The sequence below is a fragment of the Stenotrophomonas sp. Sm2128 genome (assembly GCF_030985535.1).
Classification (GTDB): Bacteria; Pseudomonadota; Gammaproteobacteria; order Xanthomonadales; family Xanthomonadaceae; genus Stenotrophomonas; species Stenotrophomonas maltophilia.
Genome location: NZ_JAPTFQ010000087.1, coordinates 1 through 18,512, shown reverse-complemented (window position 1 = coordinate 18,512; position 18,512 = coordinate 1). Strand labels below are relative to the sequence as shown.

The following is an 18,512-nucleotide window of genomic DNA, read 5'->3' as shown; positions in this document are numbered from 1 at the left end:
GAGCTGTGGTTGAGGAAATCGCGCACGTGGATTGCCTGCCATGCTGCAGGCAGGTCCGGCACATAGCGGCTGGCCGGCACCCCTGCGATCAGCCGAGGATGCCCGGCAGATCCAGCCCCTTTTCCTTCGCGCATTCAATCGCGATCTCATAGCCCGCGTCGGCATGGCGCATCACGCCGGTGGCCGGGTCGTTCCACAGCACGCGGCCAATCCGCTTGGCCGCTGCCTCGGTGCCGTCGCAGACGATCACCATGCCGGCGTGCTGCGAGAAGCCCATGCCGACGCCACCACCGTGATGCAGCGACACCCAGGTCGCGCCGCTGGCGGTGTTGAGCAGGGCGTTCAGCAGCGGCCAGTCGGACACCGCGTCGGAGCCGTCGGCCATCGCTTCGGTTTCGCGGTTCGGCGAGGCGACGCTGCCACTGTCCAGATGGTCGCGACCGATCACCACCGGCGCCTTCAGTTCGCCGTTGGCGACCATCTCGTTGAACGCCAGGCCAAGTCGATCACGATCACCCAGGCCGACCCAGCAGATGCGCGCCGGCAGGCCCTGGAACTTGATCTTCTCGGCGGCCATGTCCAGCCAGCGGTGCAGGTGCGGGTTGTCCGGAATCAGTTCCTTCACCTTGGCATCGGTCTTGGCGATGTCTTCCGGGTCGCCACTCAGTGCCGCCCAACGGAACGGGCCGATGCCACGGCAGAACAGCGGGCGGATGTAGGCCGGCACGAAACCCGGGAAATCGAAGGCATTGGCCACACCTTCTTCCAGCGCCATCTGCCGCAGGTTGTTGCCGTAGTCCACGGTCGGCACGCCCAGCGCGTGGAAGCCGAGCATGGCGCGGATGTGGTTGGCCATCGATGCACGCGCAGCCTTTTCCACGTCCTTCGGTGCACTCACACGCTTCTCGTCCCACTGTTCGACCGTCCAGCCCTGCGGCAGGTAGCCGTTCACCGGGTCGTGCGCCGAGGTCTGGTCGGTCAGCAGGTCCGGCTTCACGCCGCGCTTGAGCAGTTCAGCCAGTACATCGGCGACGTTGCCGAGCAGGCCCACCGACTTCGGCGTACCGGCCTTGCACGACTCGTCGATCAGGCGCAGCGCTTCGTCCAGGTTGTCGGTCCAAGTGTCGAGGTAGCCGGTGCGCAGGCGCATGTCGATGCTGCTCTTGCGGCATTCGACGGCCAGGCAGGAGGCGCCGGCCATCACGGCAGCCAGCGGCTGCGCGCCACCCATGCCGCCCAGGCCACCGGTGAACAGCCACTTGCCGGTCAGGTCGCCACCGAAATGCTGGCGCCCCATTTCCACGAAGGTCTCGTAGGTGCCCTGTACGATGCCCTGCGCGCCGATGTAGATCCAGCTGCCGGCGGTCATCTGGCCGTACATGGCCAGGCCCTTCCTATCCAGCTCGTTGAAGTGGTCCCAGTTGGCCCAGCGCGGCACCAGGTTGGAATTGGCGATCAGCACGCGCGGTGCATCGGCGTGGGTGCGGAACACGCCCACTGGCTTGCCGGACTGCACCAGCAGGGTCTGGTCATCGTCCAGACGCTTGAGCGTTTCGACGATGGCGTCGAAGCTCTCCCAGTCGCGTGCGGCGCGGCCGATGCCGCCATACACCACCAGTTCCTGCGGGCGCTCGGCCACGTCCGGGTGCAGGTTGTTCATCAGCATGCGCAGCGGTGCTTCGGTCAGCCAGCTCTTGGCGTTCAGCGTGGTGCCGGTCGGCGCGGCGATGGTGCGGGACGGGTCGTTGCGGGTCATGCGGCGCTCCGGTTCGTAGCGAATTCAAGGCAGGCGTTGAGCACCTGCGCCAGGGTGTGGCGCAGTGGTGCGGCGTGGTCGGGGTCGAGCGGGGTGGGCCAGCTGTGTTCGTCCACCTGGTCCGGCAGGGGTTCGTGCATGTAGCCGCGGCAGGCCAGTTCCATCTGCAGGCTGTGCACGCCGCCGGCGATGTTGCTGTAGTGGCGGGTGATCCAGCCGCCCTTGAAGCGGCCGTTGCGCACCTGGCTCATGCCACTGATCTTCAGCAGGTTTTCCACCACGTCGCTCAGGGCGTTGTCGCAGGAGGTGTCCGGTGCGCCGGACGGACCGGCAGTCCCCAGGTTGAACTGCGGCAGTTCGCCCTCGAACAGGTGCGGGATATGCGAGCGGATCGAGTGTGCGTCGTACACCACCACGGTGCCGTGGCGTGCACGCAGGCGCGTGATCTGCGAAGCCAGCACATCGTGGTAAGGCAGGAAATACGTGTCGCGACGACGGGCGATTTCCGCGTCATCGGGTTCGCGCCCGGCGTGGTACAGCGGCTGGTTGTCGAAGGTGGTCAGCGGACACAGGCCGGTGGTGTTCTGGCCCGGGTACAGCGACATGCCGCTGGGATCGCGGTTGAGGTCGATCACCGAACGCGAGATCGCCGAGCGCACCGTGGTCGCGCCCATGCCGCGCACGAAGTCGTACAGCTCGTGCACCCACCAGTCGGCATCGCGGCGGGCCAGCCACGGCGAGTGGTAGTCGCCGATCAGGTCGTGCGGCAGCTCGCTGCCGGTATGCGGGAAGCTGACGATCAACGGGGCGTCGCCCTCGTGCACCGTCAGCCATTCGGGATGGGTCGTCATGCCTGCGGTTCCACAGTCGGCAGCAGATCGCCCAGGCCCTGCGCCAGCGCGCCGCTGCGCACAAGATTCGTGGCGGTCACCATGTCCGGATGGAAATAGCGGTCTTCTTCCAGCGTCGGCACCTGCGCACGCAGGGTGGCGCGCACGCTTTCCAGCGCGGCGCTGGAGCGCAGCGGCGCGTGGAAGTCGCATCCCTGCGCAGCGGCCAGCAGCTCGATGCCGATCACGTTGGCCGCGTTCTCGGCCATCTGCATCAGCCGGCGTGCGCCATGCGCGGCCATCGACACATGGTCTTCCTGGTTGGCCGAGGTCGGAATCGAATCAACACTGGCCGGGTAGGCGCGCTGCTTGTTTTCCGAGACCAGTGCAGCGGCGGTCACCTGCGGAATCATGAAGCCGGAATTCAGGCCCGGGCGCGGGGTCAGGAACGCCGGCAGGCCGGACAGGGCCGGGTCCACCAGCATCGCCAGGCGGCGCTCGCTGATCGAACCGATCTCGCACACCGCCATCGCCAGCATGTCGGCGGCGAAGGCCACTGGCTCGGCGTGGAAGTTGCCACCGGACAGCGCTTCGCCGGTGTCGGTGAACACCAGCGGATTGTCGGACACGCCGTTGGCTTCGATTTCCAGCGTGGTCGCGGCCTGGCGCAGGATGTCCAGCGCCGCGCCCATCACCTGCGGCTGGCAGCGCAGGCAGTACGGATCCTGCACGCGCACGTCGTTGTGGCGATGCGACTCGCGGATGTCCGAGCCCTGCATCAGCGCGCGCAGGGTGGCGGCGGTGGCGATCTGCCCGCGCTGGCCGCGGATCGCGTGGATGCGCGGGTCGAAGGGCGTGTCGGAACCCTTGGCAGCTTCCACCGACAGCGCGCCGGTCACCAGTGCGGCCTGGAACACGGTCTCGATCTCGAACAGGCCGGCCAACGCATAGGCGGTGGAGAACTGGGTGCCGTTGAGCAGCGCCAGGCCTTCCTTCGCGCCCAGTTCGATCGGCTGCAGGCCAGCACGTGCCAGTGCGTCGGCTGCCGGTAGGCGCTCGCCGCCGATGAAGGCTTCGCCAACGCCCAGCATCACGCTGGCCAGGTGCGAGAGCGGCGCCAGATCGCCCGAGGCACCCACCGAGCCCTGTGCGGGCACCACCGGCAGCACGCCCTTGACCAGCATCGCTTCCAGCAGCAGCAGGGTTTCCTCGCGAATGCCCGAAGCCCCCTGCGCCAGGCTGACCAGCTTCAGCGCCATCATCAGGCGCACCACGCTGGCCGGCATCGGCTCGCCCACGCCAGCGGCATGCGAGAGCACGATGTTCCGCTGCAGGGTGGCTAGATCTTCGCGCTCGATGCGCACGCTGGCCAGCTTGCCGAAGCCGGTATTGATGCCATACACCGGCGCGCCCTTGGCGACGATGGCGGCCACCGCCGCAGCACTGGCGCGCACCACCGGCAGCGCGGCCGGGTCCAGTGCAAGCGGCGCACCGCGATAGACCTGCCGCCACTGGGCAAGAGTGACATGGCCGGGGCGAAGAACCAGGGTGTTGCTCATGTGTTGCTCCAGGAGGCAGGCAGGTCGGGCTGTCCGCGCACCACGCGCGCGTGCAGCGGGTTGAATCCAATGCGATAGACCAGGTCGGCGGGGGCATCGATGTCCCAGATCGCCAGGTCGCAGTCCAGGCCCACGGCGAGGCGGCCGATGCGGTCGCTGCGTCCGAGCGCGCGCGCCGCTTCACGGGTGAAGCCGGCGATGCACTCATCCACGGTCAGGCGGAACAGGGTGGCGCCCATGTTCATCGCCAGCAGCGGGCTGGTCAGCGGCGAAGTGCCCGGATTGCTGTCGGTGGCCAGCGCCAGCGGCACGCCGGCCGCACGCAGCGCAGCGATCGGCGGCAGGGTGGTATCGCGGGTGAAATAGAAGGCACCGGGCAACAGCACGGCGACGGTGCCGGCGGCGGTCATCGCGGCGATGCCGGCGTCATCCAGATGCTCGATATGGTCGGCCGAGAGGGCACCGAAGCTGGCTGCCAGTTCGGCGCCATGCTGGTTGCTCAGCTGCTCGGCATGGATCTTCACCGCCAGCCCGTTGGCGCGCGCCGCTTCGAAGACCTGCCGCGCCTGCGCCGGCGAGAAGGCGATGTTCTCGCAGAATACGTCCACCGCTTCGGCCAGGCCTTCGGCGGCGATGGCCGGAATCATCACGTTGCACACCTCGTCGGTGTATTCCTGCGCCTCGCGGCCTGGCGGAATCGCGTGTGCGCCGAGGAAGGTGGTCACCACGTTGACCCGGCACTCCTCGCCCAGCGCACGTGCGACCTGCAGCTGCTTGCGTTCGTCGGGCAGGGTCAGGCCGTAGCCGGACTTGATCTCGATCGTGGTCACGCCTTCGGCACGCATCGCCAGCAGGCGCGGCCGGCTTTCGCTGGCCAGCTGTTCCGGGGTGGCAGCACGGGTGGCGCGCACGGTGGAGACGATGCCGCCGCCGGCACGGGCGATCTCGGCATAACTGACGCCCTGCAGGCGCTGCTCGAATTCGTTGGCGCGGTTGCCGGCGTAGACCAGGTGGGTGTGGCAGTCGATCAGGCCGGGCGAGATCCAGCGGCCTTCGCCATCGATGCGGGTGGTCGGCTGCAGGTGGGCATCGCTGCCGGCCGGGCCGACATGGACGATGCGGCCGCCAGCGCAGGCCAGTACGCCATCGCGGATGACACCCAGCCCCTCGCCATCGAGGGTCATCAGGTGGACGTTGGACCAGAGGGTATCGACGTGCATGGCATCCACAACGCGGCTGTGCTTATATGTCTATACAATATAGGCGTCCATTTCGGGTTGTCCAGCCATGTCCGATTCGCGTTCCCCACACTGTTTCCATGCCGCCCACGCCCTGCTGGCCGATGGCTGGGCCCGCGATGTCCGCCTGCAGGTGCAGGACGGCCGCATCACGGCGATCCACATGGGGCAGGGCGCCCAGCACGGCGACACCTGCGTCGGCATCCTGGTGCCGGGCCTGCCCAACCTGCACAGCCACGCCTTCCAGCGCGGCATGGCCGGGCTGACCGAGATCGGCGGCGGCGACGGTGACAGCTTCTGGAGCTGGCGCGAACTGATGTACCGCTTCCTGGCCCATCTGCGCCCGGACGCAGTGCAGGCCATCGCCGCCCAGGCCTACATGGAAATGCTGGAAAGCGGCTTCACCCGCGTCGGCGAATTCCATTACCTGCACCACGACGCCGATGGTCGCGCCTATGCCAACCGCGCTGAGATGAGTGCGCGGATCGCGGCGGCGGCCGACCAGACCGGTATCGGCCTGACCCTGCTGCCGGTGTTCTATGCACACGCCGATTTCGGCGGGGCGGCGCCGAATCCGGCGCAGCGTCGCCTGATCCACGATGTGAACGGTTTCGCGCAGCTGCTGGACGCCGCCAAGCCGGCACTGGCCGCGCTGCCGGATGCGGTGCTCGGCATCGCGCCGCACAGCCTGCGTGCAGTCACCGGCGAGGAATTGAGTGCGTTGCTGCCGCTGACCGACGGCCCGGTGCACATCCATATCGCCGAGCAGACGCGTGAAGTCGAGGCCTGCCTGGCCTGGAGCGGCCAGCGTCCGGTGCAGTGGCTGTACGACCATGCACCGGTGGATGCGCGCTGGTGCCTGGTGCACGCCACCCACATCACCGACGATGAGCGCGCCGCCATCGTGGCCAGCCAGGCCGTGGCCGGCCTGTGCCCGATCACCGAAGCCAATCTGGGCGACGGCCTGTTCCCGATGCAGGCGTTCGCGCGCGAGGGCGGGCGCTTCGGTGTCGGCTCCGATTCCAATGTGCTGATCGATGCGGCCGAAGAACTGCGCCTGCTCGAATACGGCCAGCGCCTGACCCTGCGCGGTCGCAACGTGCTGGCCCCGGATGCCACCCGCAGTACCGGCCGCTTCCTGTTCGAAGGCGCACTGCACGGTGGTGCACAGGCGCTGGGCGTGGCCGCTGGCCTGCAGATCGGCGGCAGTGCCGACCTGGTCGAACTGGATGCCGGGCACCCGGCGCTGCAGGCGCGACAGGATGACGCATGGCTTGACAGCTGGGTGTTCGCCGCACGTAATGGCGCGCTGCGATCGGTCTGGCGCCATGGCCGCCAATGCGTGGCCGAGGGCCGCCACCTGCAGCGCGAGGCGATCACCACCGCCTTTACCGCCGCCCTGCGTGGCGTGCTGGGCTGATCGCCTCCCGCTACCGAGACCCCATTACGTGAAGGCCAGCAAGTCCGCCACGCTCAACCAGCGTATCCGCAGCGATCTGGAAAGCCGCATCCTCAGCGGAGAATGGGCGCCGGGCTTCCGGATTCCGTACGAGCACGAGCTGATGGAGCAGTACGGCTGCTCGCGGATGACGGTGAACAAAGTGCTGACCGCGTTGGCCGAGAGCGGCATGATCGAGCGTCGCCGCCGTGCCGGTTCGTTCGTGGCGCGGCAACCCCCGCACCTGGAGCAGGTGGCGCTGGAGATCCCCGATATCGCGATGGAGGTTGGCTCGCGCGGCCACCAGTACACCTATCGCCTGCTGCAGCGCGACCTGCGCCTTGCCGATGCCGGCAATGCCGGTGAAGTCGAGCTGGCCGGACAGGAAAACCTGCTGGCGATGCGCTGCCTGCATCTGGCCGATGGTCGCCCGCTGGCGCTGGAGCATCGCCTGATCAGCCCGGTGGGCGTGCCTGAGGTACTGGAGGTCGACTTCAGCACTACCGCGCCGGGCAGCTGGCTGCTGCAGAACGTGTCGTGGACCCGTGCCCAGCACCGCATCAGTGCCTGGGGGGCAGATACCGCCACCGCCAAGCTGCTGGACGTGAAGCCCGGTACCGCCTGCTTGGTGATCGAACGCCTGACCTGGCGTGGCGAACAGCCGATCACCCGCGTGCGCCAGGTGTTCCTGGGGGATGCCTGGGACCTGGTGGCGCGCTTCGCGCCGGGCGCGCGATAGGGATTCCATCCACGCATGGCGTGGATCTACTGGGCCGGAACGACTGTCGCCTTGAACTCTGTCGGGGCGTGTGTGCGATGTGTATCGTCCTTGCATGAAGAGCAGGGACCTCATCCGGGATCTGGAAGCGGCATGTTGGATCTGTCGTCGGATCCGCGGATCCCATCATGTATTCGTGCACCCGCAGCACCCTCACATCATCACCGTTCCTCACCCAAGGAAGGATCTGGGGAAGGGCTGGTGCAGGCGTTGCGGAAGCTCGCAGGACTGACGTATGAGGGCCCATGCGATATCCAGTCCTGATCGAGGCAGGCGATGAGCGCACCGCGTGGGGTGTGGTCGTTCCAGATCTGCCGGGGTGCTTCTCGGCGGCCGACACGCTTGATGATGCGCTCAGCGCTGCCGAGGAAGCTGCGCTCGCCTGGATTGATGCGGCGCTGGATGAGGGGCGCTCGATTCCGACACCTTCCGCGCCACAGAAGATCGCCGCCGAGGCATCCAAGGACATCCGTTGGATTCTTGCGTACATCTGCATTGATCCGGCTCTGCTGGACGATACCATCGAGCGGGTCAATATCAACCTGCCACGCCGGATCCTGGCAAGGCTGGATGCGCAGGCCAGAGCGGCGGGTGAATCGCGCTCCAGTTACATCGCCCATCTCGCGGCATTGGGCTGAGCTGGCGCCATGTGGAGCCGAGCCGATGCTCGGCTGTTGTTCGCGTGTGGCTCAACTCTGCAAAGGCATCCACGCGTGGCGTGGATCTACCAAGGGGTCGCGCATCGGGGTTCAGTAAATCCACGCCACGCGTGGATGCGGCCCCATCAGTACGTGGCGCACTGCCGCCAGCGCACCGGCTCATCCACGCCGGGGCGGGCGTTGAGCTGGATGCGCACGTTGCGCAGGGCGGGGTAGTGCAGCACTTCCTCGCAGACCTGCGGCCAGACCGCGTCCAGCTCGCCCGTGCGGTTGATCGCCAGCGTCTGCCGGGTCAGCCAGACCCCGCTGGCGATACCGGGCTTGCCGGCCAAGGCGCGGGACAGATCGGCCTGGAAGCGCTCCAGCGTGGCTGCATCCGGGTTGGGGTTGCTGCGCGCGTCGGCTGAGGGCGCGGCCGGTGCAGGCGCAGCGGCCGGCGGCGTGGTGGCGGGGGTCGGCGCCGGTTCGGGCGCCGCTTCAACCGCAGGTGCAACCGGCGCGGGGGTGTCCGCCACCTCGGCAACAGGCGGGGTGTCCTGCACATGCAAGCCTTGCAGGCTCAATCCCACCAGCAGGCCCAGCGTGACCGCGCCGAGCGCGGCAATGGCGATCCGGCGCAGGGCTTCATGGCGGGCGCTGGCACGCACACGGGTTTCGATTTCCGCCGGCAGGTAGGGCTGCAGCAGCGGCCACAGGCGTGGACCGTCCAGCACCTCGACCGCCTGCTTCTCGGCAGCGCTGCGCCCGTCGCGTTCCATCCGGCCTTCGGTCAGCAGCACGCCGCCCTTGGCGCCGGCCAGGCGCGCAGCAGCCCCCAGCTCGTTCACTGCGGCGGTGCCGATACGGTAGGCAAGGCCATGCTTGCAGGACACCAGCCACTGGTTGGGGCCGTCGCTGAGCAGGAAGTCGCTGCTTGGCTCGCGGGATTCCTCCGCCGGGTCATTCAGTTCACGCAGGCCGCGCTGTTCGCGCAGCATGCGCTTGACCAGTACCGAGAACTCGCGCCAGTGCATGCCCGCCAGGGCTTGCAGGCCGAGTTGCATCTCCTTCTGCCGCCGCTTGATCCACCACAGATAGACAACAGCCAGGGAACAGGTAAGCAGGGCCGACAGCAGGGCCAGGATCCAAGGGAGCATGCAGGAGGTGCGCGGAAGGGGCGAATGCGGAAGACGACAGTGTAAAGGTCGCACTATCCGGCTGGGTCAGGACGTTCCTGACAGGAAGCGTGATGGAACGCTCAGATCGGCATACGGCGGGCACGAAAAACCCGCCAATCCTGAAGCCGTGAGGGGAGGGAACAAACGGCAGCCGAAGCGATTGGCGGGTTGCTCGCGATTGTCAATCAAATTTTATTGCATTGCAACAATGGCCGGTCAGGGCACGCTGCCTGGCGACTGATGGCTGCCCGGGGCGGGAGCATCGGCGCCCGAGGCCGCACGGTTTTCCAGCTTGGCCAGCCGCGCGTGCAGGGCGTGGATACGGGCTTCCAGCGCGGTCACCTCATCGGCAGTTGGGACATGCAGGCGCTTGAGCACGCCCTGCACCTGGTCATCGAAGGCCTTTTCGACCTTGTTCCAGGTGCCAGAGGCCTTCTCGCGGGCCTCATCCAGCGAGGATTCCACGTTGTCGCGCCAGCCCGGGCCCTGTTCGCCGTGGCGTTCACGGCGGCGGGCCTCCCAGGCTTCGCCTTCCTTCACCAGGCCGTCGAAGAAGCGGCTGCCTTCGGCCTGTGCACGGCCAAGAGCGCCCAGGCCGGCCAGCCAGACCTGCTGCGCCGAGTCACTCAGCTTGCGCGAGAAGCGCTCGGCCTGGTCACCGAACGAGGCGTCGTCGTTGCGGCGGTCATCGTTTTCGTACTGGTTCATCGCACTTCCCGTGGGAGTTGGGCCTGCCCCGAGAGTAGCGCGCGATGGCGTTGCACGGCCGTGACGGCCGCCGCCGGGGTTCAGCCCAGCTTTTCCTTCAGCACGCGCTGGATCTCGCCCTCGACCATGCCCTTCATCGCCGACAGCAGGAAGCCCAGCTTGGCGGTGACGCGCACGGCGCCCGGCTGCAGTTCGATCGCACCGTCCACGCCGCTGCCAGAGAAGTTCAGCACGTCGGCGGCCCAGGACGACTTCAGGCCGAAGCGCTCGGACAGCTTGGCGGCGACCTGTTCGATCGCGGCGCGTGCCTGCGCGTCGGGCAGGGCGTGGGCGTGGCGGACATCGATGGTGGACATGCAGGCTCCTGGCGCAGGGCGGGGATGATCAATGAGGGCGAGCATTGTGCGCATCGAGGGCCGTCGCGCCAAGCACTCATCGCAGGTTCTTCTTCGTTGGCGGCCAACCTGCTAGGCTGCGCCGCGTGCAGAACCTGCTTGTTCACTTCAGTCAACAACAACAGCCCGACCAGCCGCTGCGGCCCGGGGTGCAACGCATCGTGCGCCAGGCCAACGGCAGCGTGCGGCTCGGCGACGCCGGCCACGGCGCCCTGCTGCTGGCGCAGTTCTGCATGGACGATCGCGGCCTGTGGCTGCAGGTCGGCAACGGTATCCGTGGCATCCACGTGAATGGTCGGCCGGTGCGCCGCATGGCGCTGCTGCGTGCAGGCGATGCGGTCTATGTGGACGGCGTGGAGATGGTGCTGCAGGGCGAGGTCGAGAGCCTGCTGCAGGCACCCGCGCCGAAGAACGACGATGGCACCGATGAGCAGCAGCGCCTGCTGCGCGGTGTCGGCGGCCTGCATCATGGCCGCAGCTATACGCTGTCGCGGGCACGGTTGATCGGCCGCGGCAGCGACGCCGACATCGCCATCGACGATCCGGCCTTCGCCGAACAGCACGCCCGCGTGGAAGTGCACGGTGATCGTGTGCTGCTGCGCGACCTCGGCAGTGCCGACGGCACCCGGGTCAACGGCGTAGCCGTGCGCCACTGCTGGCTGCAGGCCGGCGACCAGGTGGTGTTCGATGGCCAGCATCGTTTTGTGCTGGAAGTGCCGCATGATCCACGTCGGCGGCCGTTGCCGGCCGAGGACGAGTCCGGCGAGGACGCGGAACAGGCGCCGGTGCTGCCGGTGACGCCGCGCAGGGTCCGGCGCTGGCCGTGGCTGCTGGCCAGCGCCTTGTTGCTGGCGGCAGTGCTCAGCCTGCTGCTCTGGTTCGGCGCGCGCTGACGGTCGCGCGGTGACGGTAGTGCCGGCCCTGCGACCTTGCCGGAATCGGTCCTGCGCCAGGCGCAGGCGGAAATGCTGGACTGGCACGGGTCCGGCGCTTCGATCGTGGAAATGAGCCATCGCGGCGCGGAATTCATGTCCGTGGCTGCCGAAGCCGAGGCCGACCTGCGTCGCCTGCTCGACATCCCCGACGACTATGCGGTGCTGTTCCTGTCCGGTGGCGCCACCACCCAGCAGGCGCTGATCCCGCTCAACTTCGCCAGCCCCGGCCAGCGTGCCGACTACGTGGTCAGTGGTCACTGGGGCAAGACCGCGGTCAAGCAGGCCGGGGTCTACGTCGACGTCAACATCGCCGCCAGCAGCGAGGCCCACGGCTACCGCGAGCTGCCGGCGCGTGCCGACTGGCAGCTGTCGCGCGATGCCGCCTACGTGCACATCACCGCCAACGAGACCATCCACGGCGTCGAATTCCGTGATGTGCCCGATACCGGCAACGTCCCGCTGATCGCCGACTTCAGCTCGTCCATCGCCAGCGAACCGCTGGATGTGCGCCGTTATGGTGTGATCTACGCCGGCGCGCAGAAGAACCTGGGCCCGGTCGGCATCGCGGTGATGATCATCCGCCGCGACCTGCTCGAGCGCAGTGGCCAGCCGCGCGCGGACATCTTCGATTACCGCTCGCACGTCGCCCGCGATTCGATGCTCAACACCCCGCCGACCTGGAACTGGTATCTGGCCGGCCTCGTGTTCAAGTGGATGCTGGCCGAGGGCGGCGTGACCGAATTCGCCAAGCGCAACGCCGCCAAGGCCGCGCTGGTGTACGGCGCCATCGACGGCTCCGGCGGCTTCTACCGCAATGAAGTCGCACATGCGGCCCGTTCGCGCATGAACATTCCGTTCTTCCTGCCCGATGTCGAACTCGACGCCCGCTTCGTCGCCGAAGCCAAGGCCGCTGGCCTGCTGGCGCTGAAGGGCCACAAGGTGGTCGGCGGCATCCGGGCTTCGCTGTACAACGCCATGCCGCTGGCCGGGGCCGAGGCGCTGGTCGCCTTCATGGCCGATTTCCAGCAGCGTCACGGTTGAGCAATGAACGGCGCGCACCGTCGGGTGCGTGCCCCGCAACAGGGAATTCCGATGGCAAGCAGCAAATCCAGCAAGAAGGTGCCGAAGAAGGCCGAACCGGCCAAGGACAGCGCCTCCACCAAGGCCAAGGGCAAGAGCACGTCCAAGGCTGCGTCGAACCCGGCGCCCACCCTGGCGCCGCTGGCGCTGGCCGATGTGCGTTCGAAGATCGACCAGATCGACCGCGACATCCAGAGCCTGATCGCCGAGCGCGCGCGTTTCGCCCACCAGGTCGGCAAGGCCAAGGGCAAGCTGGCCGCTGCCGTCGACTACTACCGCCCCGAGCGCGAAGCGCAGGTGCTGCGCATGGTGGTGGACCGCAACGAAGGCCCGCTCAGCGATGAGCTGCTGGTGCACGTCTACCGCGAGATCATGTCGGCCTGCCTGGCCCAGCAGGAGCCGCTGAAGATCGGCTACCTCGGCCCGGAAGGCACCTTCAGCCAGCAGGCGGTGCTCAAGCACTTCGGCCGCTCCGCGCTGGGCCTGCCGATGGCCAGCATCGAGGAAGTGTTCCAGGAAGTGGAAGCGGGCAACGCCGATTTCGGCGTGGTGCCGGTGGAGAATTCGGGGCAGGGCACCATCCAGATCACTCTGGACATGTTCCTGACCTCCAACCTGAAGATCTGTGGCGAAGTGGAACTGCGCGTGCAGCAGTACCTGATGTCGCGCAGCGGCCGCATCGAGGACATCGAGCGCATCTATGCACACCCGCAGTCGTTCATGCAGACCTCGGCGTGGCTGCGCGCCAACCTGCCGAAGGCCGAGAAGATTCCGGTATCCAGCAACGCCGAAGGTGCGCGCCGTGCGCGCAACGCCGACGACGCAGCGGCCATCGGCGGCGAGAGTGCCGGCCACGTGTATGGCCTGAAGAAGGTGGTCACCAAGCCGATCCAGAACGATGCCGACAACACCACCCGCTTCCTGGTGGTGGGCCGTAACATCTTCCCGACCTCCGGCCACGACCGCACCTCGGTGCTGGTGTTCATCCATGACAAGCCCGGTGCGCTGTTCGACGTGCTCAGCCCGTTCGCCCGCCACGGCATCAGCATGAACCGCATCGAGTCGCGGCCGTCGCACCACGGCAAGTGGGAGTACGGCTTCTTCATCGACCTGGCCGGCCACATCGACGACGCGCCGATGCAGGCCGCACTGGCCGAACTGGAAGCGCACTCGGCGCAGATCAAGGTGCTGGGCTCCTATCCGGTGGCCGTGCCCTGAGTGCTGCTGCGGCGGCCGTGGCCGCCGCTCCCCTGATGCATCGCCGGCGCTGCCGGTGTTTACGGAATGATCGAACGATGAGCAACGCGCAACACTGGATCGCCCGCAAGGGCCAGCCGCTGCAGGGCAGCCTGACCATTCCCGGCGACAAGTCGGTCTCGCACCGCTCGGTGATGTTCGCTGCGCTGGCCGATGGCACCTCGCATATCGAAGGCTTCCTGGAAGGCGAAGACACCCGCGCTACCGCGCGCATCTTCAGCCAGCTGGGCGTGCGCATCGAAACCCCCAGCCCGTCGCAGCGCATCGTGCACGGCGTCGGCATCGACGGCCTGAAGGCGCCGGATGCGCCGCTGGACTGCGGCAACGCCGGTACCGGCATGCGCCTGCTGGCCGGCCTGCTGGCAGGCCAGGCCTTCGACTGCACGCTGATCGGCGATGAGTCGCTGTCCGGCCGACCGATGCGCCGCGTCACCGGCCCGCTGTCGCAGATGGGCGCGAAGATCGACACCCAGGATGACGGCACGCCGCCGCTGCACGTGCATGGCGGCCAGACGCTGCATGGCATCGACTTCGCCTCGCCGGTGGCCAGCGCGCAGATCAAGTCGGCGGTGTTGCTGGCAGGCCTGTACGCACAGGGCGAAACCAGCGTTGTCGAGCCGCACCCGACCCGCGACTACACCGAACGCATGCTGTCCGCGTTCGGCGTGGACATCGAATTCTCGCCGGGCAAGGCGCGCCTGCGCGGCGGCCAACGCCTTCGTGCCACGGATATCGTGGTGCCGGCCGACTTCTCGTCTGCGGCGTTCTATCTGGTGGCTGCCAGCATCATCCCGGGCTCCGAGCTGCGCCTGAAGCAGGTTGGCCTGAACCCGCGCCGCACCGGCCTGCTGCACGCGCTGCGCCTGATGGGTGCCGACATCACCGAAGAGAATCCGGCCGAGCAGGGCGGTGAACCGGTGGCGGACCTGGTGGTGCGCTATGCCCCGCTGAAGGGTGCACGCATTCCGGAAGAACTGGTGCCGGACATGATCGACGAGTTCCCGGCGCTGTTCGTGGCGGCAGCTGCTGCAGAAGGCCAGACCGTGGTGACCGGCGCCGCCGAGCTGCGGGTGAAGGAATCCGATCGCCTCGCAGCGATGGCCACCGGCCTGCGCGCGCTGGGCATGCAGGTGGACGAAACTGAAGACGGTGCCACCCTGCATGGTGGCGTGCGCCTGGGCAGCAGCACCATCGAAAGCCACGGCGACCACCGCATCGCCATGGCGTTCGCCATTGCCGGCCAGATCAGTGACGGCGAAGTGCGCATCAACGATATCGCCAACGTCGCCACGTCCTTCCCGGACTTCGACGGCCTGGCCCGCAGCGCCGGATTCAACCTGGCCTGATCGTCACTGCATCCGCCGGGTCATGCCCGGCGGATCGCAATGCCCGGTAGGTGCCGACCTTGGTTGGCACGCACACATCTCCCGGTAGGTGCCAACCTTGGTTGGCACGCTCACATCTCCCGGTAGGTGCCAACCTTGGTTGGCACGCTTTCCCGCATAAAAGGACGGAGGCCGAAGCCTCCGTCTAAACATCACGAACCCCTCGTCCGCGATCAACGCTGCTCGGTACGGAAATCCACCGGGACCCGCACCACGCTGGCGATGGCACGGCCTTCGTGCATCGCCGGCTGGAACTTCCAGTTCTGCACAGTGCTGAGCACCGCACGATCCAGATCGCGACTGCGCTCGCCGCTGCGCGAGACGATCGCAGCGTTGGCGACATTGCCGCGGGGATCCACATTCAGGCTGGCGATCACGCTGCCCTGCACGCCGCTACGCAGCGCGGCGGCGGGGTAGGTGGGCATGCGATTGCTGGCCAGCGGGCGGGCCTCACGGTTGCGCACTACCGGCGCGGCCTTCCGCGAAGCGGTAGCCGGGGTTGCCGGACGTGCAGCAGGCGCCGCTGCGTCCGTCACCGCCGCCTGCTCGGGGGCTGGAAGCATGCGCTCACCGACCGGTGCCGGTGCCACGTCTTCCTGGTTTGAATGACGCAGCCAGAGCAGGGCGGCAGCAAACATCGCCACGATCAGCGCGATCCACATCCAGGGCGAAGTGGGTTTGTGCTGCAGGCTGGAATCCTCCTGCAGATGCGGCGAATGAAGGTCTTCGTGGGTGGTGGCAGTCATCGCTAACTCCTTCCGTCAATGGACGACGTGGGCAGTGTTGCCCGAGCCACGGACGAGAAGTGTCAGCGTTGCGTCAACGCCACCGGCAGGGTTCAGTTTGCCTGCCGGGAAGCGTTCAGTTACTGCGTCTTGAAGTCGAACGGCACTTCAATGCTGCCGGGGACGGCCTGGCCGTTGCTCTGCGCCGGCGTGAAGCGCCAGCGGCGCACGGCGTCCGTGGCGGCACGGTCGAGCTCGCGTGAACCGCTGCGCTGGATCACCGTAGCGTTGTTTGGATAGCCGGTGGCGTCCACGTCCACCCGCACCACCACGGTGCCGGTCTCGCCAGCGCGAAGCGCGGCAGCCGGGTAGGCGGGTGGCGGCGACTGGCCGGCAATCGGCATCGGCTGGCTGTTGCCGGTGGCCGCCGGCGCAGGGCCCGGTGCGGCCGGGGCTGCTTCAGCGATGGGGGCAGGCGGCGGTGGGGCTGTTTCGACCAGCTTTGGTGCTTCTTCCTCCACCGGGGCCGGCTTGGCATCGGGCATGTCGCTGGAACCGGCGGCAGCGGCCAGCGGTTCCGGCAGGGGCTCGATCTGGGCGGTTTCCTGCGGGGTCTGGGCAGCCGGATCGGCGCGGAAGAACTCCTTGTCGCGGCCGGTCAGCCAGACCAGCACGAACAGCAGTACGCCCACGCCGAAGGCGATGCCGGCGATCTTCAGGGCGTTGCGCGGGATATGCACAGTGAACGACTTGGCGGACGACGAGCGGGGTGCAGACATGGACCGGACCAGTACGGAATGGCTCGATTCTGCCACGGCGGGAATGAACCGGGCGGCAGAAATCCGTATAACAAGCGATAATCCCATCCCTGATACCCACCACGACACCTGCCATGCTTGATCCAGCCCTGCTCCGCCACCAGCCCGCCGACCTCGCCGAACGCCTGCGCACCAGCCGCGGCTTCGAGCTCGACGTGTCTGCCCTGGAGTCCCTGGAGGCTGATCGCAAGCGCATCCAGGTGCGGACCCAGGAGTTGCAGAGCCTGCGCAACAGCCGTTCCAAGGCCATCGGCCAGGCCAAGGCCAAGGGCGAGGACGTCTCGGCCATCATGGCCGAGGTCGCAGCCTTCGCCGACGAGCTGAAGGCCTCGGAAGTGGCGCTGGACGAGCTGCGCGAGAAGATCGAAGCGATCTCGATGGGCATCCCGAACCTGCCGGCCGATGACGTGCCGGCAGGTGCCGACGAGAACGACAACGTCGAGCAGTCGCGCTGGGGAACCCCGCGCCAGTTCGATTTCAAGGTGCTCGACCACGTCGAACTGGGCGCCCGCAACGGCTGGCTGGACGGCGAGACCGCCGCCAAGCTGTCCGGCTCGCGCTTCACCGTGCTGCGCGGCCCGATCGCGCGCCTGCACCGTGCGCTGGCCCAGTTCATGGTCGACCTGCACACCGGCGAGCACGGCTATGAGGAAACCAACGTGCCGCTGCTGGTCAACGCCGATTCGCTGCGCGGCACCAGCCAGCTGCCGAAGTTCGAGGACGACCTGTTCAAGACGGCCGTGGGCGATTCCACGCGCTACCTGATCCCGACCTCGGAAGTGCCGCTGACCAACATCGTGCGCGACGAGATCGTCGATGCCGAACGCCTGCCGTTGCGCATGACCGCCCACTCGATGTGCTTCCGTGCCGAGGCTGGCAGCGGTGGTCGCGACGTGCGCGGCATGATCCGCCAGCACCAGTTCGAGAAGGTCGAGCTGGTCTCGATCAGCCGCCCGGAAGACAGCGATGCCGAACACCAGCGCATGACCCGCTGCGCCGAAGTGGTGCTGGAAAAGCTGGGCCTGCCGTACCGCAAGGTGCTGCTGTGCACCGGCGACATGGGCTTCTCGGCGGTGAAGACCTACGACCTGGAAGTCTGGCTGCCGTCGCAGGAGACCTACCGCGAGATCTCCTCGTGCTCGAACTGTGGTGATTTCCAGGCCCGCCGCATGCAGGCCCGCTGGCGCAACCCGGCCACCGGCAAGCCGGAACTGGCGCATACCCTGAACGGCTCGGGCGTGGCCGTCGGCCGCGCGATGATCGCGGTGATGGAGAACTACCAGAACGCCGACGGCAGCATCACCGTGCCGGAAGCCCTGCGCCCGTACATGGGCGGCCTGGAAACCATCGCCTGATTCCCTGATCGGGCGGGTGCCATGCTTGCATGGCACTGCTGCGGCTCGGGTGGGTGCCATGCTTGCATGGCACCGCTGTGTCTCTGGTGGGTGTCATGCTTGCATGGCACCGTATCCACGCCATGCGTGGATGAACCGCCGTGATCACTCCACAACCCGCACCTTCTCCAACGGCACCCATCCCGGGTCGCCGGCCTCCGGCACGCACCACGCCCAGCCATTGAGCGTGCGCTGCCCACGCAGCAGCTGTCCGGGATCCACATCCAGTTCCCGCGCGCAGTAGTCCTCCGTGGCAAACGCGCCACCCTGCGCGTCGCGACCGATCACCGGCGCCGGGACGAAACCGGGGTGCTGCCCCTCGCCCTCGCACAGGAACCAGTCATCCCAGCCCTCCGGGCCTTCATAGCGTTCGCCCACTACCAGCGCCTGGCCGCGGCGC

General features: G+C 67.6%; 18 protein-coding genes and 1 pseudogene. 9 read left to right on the top strand and 10 right to left on the bottom strand.

Translation table 11 applies throughout. From position 1 onward, the window contains the following. Positions 1–88 precede the first annotated feature (88 nt). Genes hutU through hutI form a run of 4 tightly spaced genes read right to left on the bottom strand, consistent with a single transcriptional unit; the run spans position 89 to position 5,365 of the window. Positions 89–1,756 (bottom strand): urocanate hydratase, encoded by a 1,668-nt coding sequence (gene hutU, locus O0K41_RS19360; RefSeq protein ID WP_164222294.1) that lies wholly within the window; start codon positions 1,754–1,756, stop codon positions 89–91. After that, positions 1,753–2,607, bottom strand: coding sequence for an N-formylglutamate deformylase (gene hutG, locus O0K41_RS19355; protein WP_049449039.1), 855 nt, complete (start codon positions 2,605–2,607; stop codon positions 1,753–1,755). Before hutG ends, hutU begins: the two co-directional genes overlap by 4 nt. Continuing rightward, entirely contained in the window at positions 2,604–4,145 is a 1,542-nt protein-coding gene (hutH, locus tag O0K41_RS19350; RefSeq protein ID WP_049449041.1) for a histidine ammonia-lyase, read from the bottom strand. Before hutH ends, hutG begins: the two co-directional genes overlap by 4 nt. Beyond that, complete coding sequence (gene hutI / locus O0K41_RS19345) at positions 4,142–5,365, bottom strand: imidazolonepropionase (protein ID WP_049449111.1); 1,224 nt, start codon at positions 5,363–5,365, stop codon at positions 4,142–4,144. The genes hutH and hutI overlap by 4 nt, the downstream gene beginning before the upstream one ends. Positions 5,366–5,432: 67 nt before the next feature. On the opposite strand from hutI, the gene O0K41_RS19340 reads away from it, so the two are divergent. The 4 genes from O0K41_RS19340 (at position 5,433) to O0K41_RS19325 (ending at position 8,237) form a co-directional block, all read left to right on the top strand. Beyond that, a complete protein-coding gene (locus tag O0K41_RS19340) occupies positions 5,433–6,803 on the top strand; it encodes a formimidoylglutamate deiminase (RefSeq protein WP_164222293.1) in 1,371 nt (456 codons plus the stop codon). A 28-nt stretch (positions 6,804–6,831) separates the two neighbouring features. Then, positions 6,832–7,560 (top strand): histidine utilization repressor, encoded by a 729-nt coding sequence (hutC, locus tag O0K41_RS19335; RefSeq protein WP_005410189.1) that lies wholly within the window; start codon positions 6,832–6,834, stop codon positions 7,558–7,560. A 94-nt stretch (positions 7,561–7,654) separates the two neighbouring features. Continuing rightward, positions 7,655–7,831, top strand: coding sequence for a type II toxin-antitoxin system HicA family toxin (locus tag O0K41_RS19330; RefSeq protein WP_076738546.1), 177 nt, complete (start codon positions 7,655–7,657; stop codon positions 7,829–7,831). A gap of 13 nt (positions 7,832–7,844) precedes the next feature. Next, the gene (locus O0K41_RS19325; RefSeq protein ID WP_049449046.1) at positions 7,845–8,237 is read left to right on the top strand and encodes a type II toxin-antitoxin system HicB family antitoxin; all 393 of its coding nucleotides are present in this window, start codon (positions 7,845–7,847) and stop codon (positions 8,235–8,237) included. Between the two features lie 146 nt (positions 8,238–8,383). Here O0K41_RS19325 and O0K41_RS19320 read toward each other — a convergent pair whose 3' ends face one another. The 3 genes from O0K41_RS19320 to O0K41_RS19310 all read right to left on the bottom strand — a co-directional run bounded on the left by O0K41_RS19320 (position 8,384) and on the right by O0K41_RS19310 (position 10,479). Next, entirely contained in the window at positions 8,384–9,394 is a 1,011-nt protein-coding gene (locus tag O0K41_RS19320; RefSeq protein WP_164222291.1) for a restriction endonuclease, read from the bottom strand. 237 nt (positions 9,395–9,631) lie between these two features. Then, positions 9,632–10,123, bottom strand: coding sequence for a phasin family protein (locus tag O0K41_RS19315; RefSeq protein WP_164222289.1), 492 nt, complete (start codon positions 10,121–10,123; stop codon positions 9,632–9,634). A gap of 80 nt (positions 10,124–10,203) precedes the next feature. Next, positions 10,204–10,479 carry a polyhydroxyalkanoic acid system family protein gene (locus O0K41_RS19310; RefSeq protein ID WP_005410185.1) on the bottom strand — a complete coding sequence of 92 codons (276 nt, stop codon included), beginning with the start codon at positions 10,477–10,479 and terminating at the stop codon, positions 10,204–10,206. A 125-nt stretch (positions 10,480–10,604) separates the two neighbouring features. Between O0K41_RS19310 and O0K41_RS19305 the strand changes: the two genes are divergently transcribed. The 4 genes and pseudogenes from O0K41_RS19305 to aroA all read left to right on the top strand — a co-directional run bounded on the left by O0K41_RS19305 (position 10,605) and on the right by aroA (position 15,136). Further along, positions 10,605–11,411: an FHA domain-containing protein gene (locus tag O0K41_RS19305; RefSeq protein WP_005410184.1), complete on the top strand. Its 807-nt coding sequence runs from the start codon at positions 10,605–10,607 to the stop codon at positions 11,409–11,411. A gap of 18 nt (positions 11,412–11,429) precedes the next feature. Next, a pseudogene (gene serC, locus O0K41_RS19300) lies at positions 11,430–12,494 on the top strand (3-phosphoserine/phosphohydroxythreonine transaminase); the annotation flags it as partial. Positions 12,495–12,545: 51 nt separating this feature from the next. Next, the gene (gene pheA, locus O0K41_RS19295; RefSeq protein WP_024956386.1) at positions 12,546–13,751 is read left to right on the top strand and encodes a prephenate dehydratase; all 1,206 of its coding nucleotides are present in this window, start codon (positions 12,546–12,548) and stop codon (positions 13,749–13,751) included. Between the two features lie 77 nt (positions 13,752–13,828). Continuing rightward, positions 13,829–15,136, top strand: coding sequence for a 3-phosphoshikimate 1-carboxyvinyltransferase (gene aroA / locus O0K41_RS19290; RefSeq protein ID WP_164222285.1), 1,308 nt, complete (start codon positions 13,829–13,831; stop codon positions 15,134–15,136). A 212-nt stretch (positions 15,137–15,348) separates the two neighbouring features. Here the strand turns inward: aroA and O0K41_RS19285 are convergent, their stop codons facing one another. Continuing rightward, positions 15,349–15,921: an energy transducer TonB gene (locus O0K41_RS19285; protein WP_164222283.1), complete on the bottom strand. Its 573-nt coding sequence runs from the start codon at positions 15,919–15,921 to the stop codon at positions 15,349–15,351. Positions 15,922–16,040: 119 nt separating this feature from the next. Beyond that, the gene (locus O0K41_RS19280) at positions 16,041–16,679 is read right to left on the bottom strand and encodes an energy transducer TonB (protein WP_010480562.1); all 639 of its coding nucleotides are present in this window, start codon (positions 16,677–16,679) and stop codon (positions 16,041–16,043) included. A gap of 113 nt (positions 16,680–16,792) precedes the next feature. Between O0K41_RS19280 and serS the strand changes: the two genes are divergently transcribed. Then, positions 16,793–18,073 (top strand): serine--tRNA ligase, encoded by a 1,281-nt coding sequence (gene serS / locus O0K41_RS19275; RefSeq protein ID WP_005410178.1) that lies wholly within the window; start codon positions 16,793–16,795, stop codon positions 18,071–18,073. A 144-nt stretch (positions 18,074–18,217) separates the two neighbouring features. On the opposite strand, the gene O0K41_RS19270 is transcribed toward serS, so the two are convergent. Continuing rightward, positions 18,218–18,512, bottom strand: a 295-nt coding sequence (locus tag O0K41_RS19270; RefSeq protein WP_308304557.1) for a ligand-binding protein SH3, incomplete at its 5' end; no start/stop codon positions are given.

Bases quoted from the DNA above. Each gene is read 5' to 3' on its own strand.
- hutU (WP_164222294.1), bottom strand. From the start codon at position 1,756: ATGACCCGCAACGACCCGTCCCGCACCATCGCCGCGCCGACCGGCACC.
- hutG (WP_049449039.1), bottom strand. From the start codon at position 2,607: ATGACGACCCATCCCGAATGGCTGACGGTGCACGAGGGCGACGCCCCG.
- hutH (WP_049449041.1), bottom strand. From the start codon at position 4,145: ATGAGCAACACCCTGGTTCTTCGCCCCGGCCATGTCACTCTTGCCCAG.
- hutI (WP_049449111.1), bottom strand. From the start codon at position 5,365: ATGCACGTCGATACCCTCTGGTCCAACGTCCACCTGATGACCCTCGAT.
- O0K41_RS19340 (WP_164222293.1), top strand. From the start codon at position 5,433: ATGTCCGATTCGCGTTCCCCACACTGTTTCCATGCCGCCCACGCCCTG.
- O0K41_RS19330 (WP_076738546.1), top strand. From the start codon at position 7,655: ATGAAGAGCAGGGACCTCATCCGGGATCTGGAAGCGGCATGTTGGATC.
- O0K41_RS19325 (WP_049449046.1), top strand. From the start codon at position 7,845: ATGCGATATCCAGTCCTGATCGAGGCAGGCGATGAGCGCACCGCGTGG.
- O0K41_RS19320 (WP_164222291.1), bottom strand. From the start codon at position 9,394: ATGCTCCCTTGGATCCTGGCCCTGCTGTCGGCCCTGCTTACCTGTTCC.
- O0K41_RS19315 (WP_164222289.1), bottom strand. From the start codon at position 10,123: ATGAACCAGTACGAAAACGATGACCGCCGCAACGACGACGCCTCGTTC.
- O0K41_RS19310 (WP_005410185.1), bottom strand. From the start codon at position 10,479: ATGTCCACCATCGATGTCCGCCACGCCCACGCCCTGCCCGACGCGCAG.
- pheA (WP_024956386.1), top strand. From the start codon at position 12,546: ATGGCAAGCAGCAAATCCAGCAAGAAGGTGCCGAAGAAGGCCGAACCG.
- aroA (WP_164222285.1), top strand. From the start codon at position 13,829: ATGAGCAACGCGCAACACTGGATCGCCCGCAAGGGCCAGCCGCTGCAG.
- O0K41_RS19285 (WP_164222283.1), bottom strand. From the start codon at position 15,921: ATGACTGCCACCACCCACGAAGACCTTCATTCGCCGCATCTGCAGGAG.
- O0K41_RS19280 (WP_010480562.1), bottom strand. From the start codon at position 16,679: ATGTCTGCACCCCGCTCGTCGTCCGCCAAGTCGTTCACTGTGCATATC.
- serS (WP_005410178.1), top strand. From the start codon at position 16,793: ATGCTTGATCCAGCCCTGCTCCGCCACCAGCCCGCCGACCTCGCCGAA.